This window comes from uncultured Thiodictyon sp., assembly GCA_903837595.1.
Lineage (GTDB): Bacteria > Pseudomonadota > Gammaproteobacteria > Chromatiales > Chromatiaceae > Thiodictyon.
On the sequence record CAILVI010000546.1, the window covers coordinates 1 to 1,956 of the forward strand.

General features: G+C 70.8%; 1 protein-coding gene and 1 riboswitch. The gene reads right to left on the bottom strand.

Features of this window, described 5'->3' with window-relative positions:
- Positions 1-109: 109 nt before the first annotated feature.
- Entirely contained in the window at positions 110-1,423 is a 1,314-nt protein-coding gene (locus QZY44_RS32990; RefSeq protein ID WP_295457763.1) for a cobyrinate a,c-diamide synthase, read from the bottom strand.
- A gap of 101 nt (positions 1,424-1,524) precedes the next feature.
- A riboswitch (cobalamin riboswitch) is annotated at positions 1,525-1,773 on the bottom strand.
- Positions 1,774-1,956: the final 183 nt, after the last annotated feature.

A 1,956-nucleotide genomic window follows, 5' to 3' on the forward strand; every position in this document is an offset into this window, starting at 1 on the left:
CCCGGGCGGCACGGTGGGCCGCACGCAGTTCGGCGAGTTCGTGTTGGTCGAGGCGGTAGTCCAGCATGAGGGCAGTTTAGCAAAAATCTCGGCAGGTTACCCGCCGCGACTAAACCGGGATCTCACATGAGAGACGTATAAACAGCCGAATGGCGGCATTGGGGTTGGAGGGGAAGTACAGGTGCAGATAGGAGGCGGTGAGCCGCCCCAGGCGATAGACCGGCTCCGGCGCCCCCCGCTCATGCAGGGGCGCGGCACGGGCGATGGGTTCCAGATCGATCTCCGCGCTGGAGTGGTGGAAGCAGTGGCCCCGCAGTTCACCTTCCGGCAGTGTCACCCGTTGGAGCCCCAGGTTGGCGAGCCGGGTCTGCATTCGCGCCCGGCCGGGCAGCAGGCCGACCATGGGGACCGGGTCGCCGTCCGCAGCGGCCAGTGAGTCGAGCAGGTAAAGCAGCCCCCCGCACTCGGCCAGGATCGGGCGCCCGGCGGCCTGGTGGGCGCGGATGGCGTCTTTCATGGCGGTGTTGGCGGCGAGCCGGTCCAGGTAAAGCTCCGGGTAGCCGCCCGGCAGATAGAGGGCGTCGCAGGGGGGTAGCTCGCGATCGTCAAGGGGCGAAAAGAAGCGCAGTTCGGCGCCCGCGGCCCGGAGGGTGTCCAGATTGGCCGCGTAGAGAAAGGAGAAGGCCAGGTCCTGGGCGACGCCGATCCGCACCCCGGCGAGACCCGTTGCGACCACCCGTTGGATCGCGGCCGGGCCGAAGGTGACGGGTGCCGGGAGGCTCCCAAGCGGTGTGGTGGCCAGTGCATCGGCGATGCGTTCCAGGCGCGCATCCAGGTCGGCGATCTCCGCCGCCTGCCAGAGTCCCAGGTGACGATGGGGCAGCTCCAGGCCGGCATCCCGGCTCAACGCCCCCAGGAAGGGGATCTCCGCGGGCAGCCGCTCGGTCAGCATGGTCGCATGCCGCGCGCTGCCGACCCGGTTGGCCAGGACCCCCGCCAAGCGCAGGCCGGGGCGGAAGCTGGTCAGTCCCCAGGCCAGGGCGGCAAAGGTCTGGGCCATGGCGGCGGCGTCGATGACACACAAGAGCGGCAGCCCGAAGCGCTCGGCGAGGTCCGCCCCCGACGGCTGGCCGTCATAGAGACCCATCACCCCCTCGACCAGGATCAGATCGACCTCGCGCGCGGCCCGATGCAGCAGTGCCCGGCAGTGGTCCTCGCCGCCCATCCACAGGTCCAGGTTGTAGACCGGGGCGCCGGCGGCGCGCGCCAGGGTCATGGGGTCCAGGAAGTCGGGGCCGGTCTTGAAGATGCGTACCCGGCGGCCGAGCCGACGGTGCAGCCGGGCGAGCCCCGCCGTCACGGTGGTCTTGCCCTGACCGGAGGCCGGGGCGGCGATGAAGAGTGCAGGGCACTGGACGGTCATGGATTACCCACCGGGTGAATGACGGCGGCGGGCAGGGGGCAAAAGAGCAGGCGCGCGGGCGGGGCCGGACCCCGGGCACCCTGTCATCGCCCACCGCGATGCCGGATCGAACGCCGACAGGCCGGTCTCCGGGCTCACGAGCGGTGCCGCGTGCACCGGGCGGATCGCCTTCCCGCGCCGGGGCGCAGTGGCTTTGATACCCTTGATGGCTCAAGGGCATGATCCGCCGCAACTCGTCTACCGTTGCGGGGGCAGCGCCGGGATGACTCGCCGCGTAAGCGGCTGGTACCGGCTTCCCGTTTAATCCCGGGGGCGCACGCCCGCGGGACACCTGAAGCGAGCCGAAAGTCTACGCCCGCCCGGCGATGGCGTCGAGTCGGCGCCGCCGTGCGCCCACGGCGAATCCGTTCTAGCCTGCCGTCGCTGGCCGTCCTCGCGGACGGCGGCGGGCGTTTTCGGTCATGCCCAGGTAGTCGAACACCAGGCGGACATGGCGTGCCAGGCGTTGGATGGTGGCGGCGACCGTGTCGCGG

Excerpts from the sequence above, each read along its gene's own strand:
- QZY44_RS32990 (WP_295457763.1), bottom strand. The coding sequence starts at position 1,423 with ATGACCGTCCAGTGCCCTGCACTCTTCATCGCCGCCCCGGCCTCCGGT.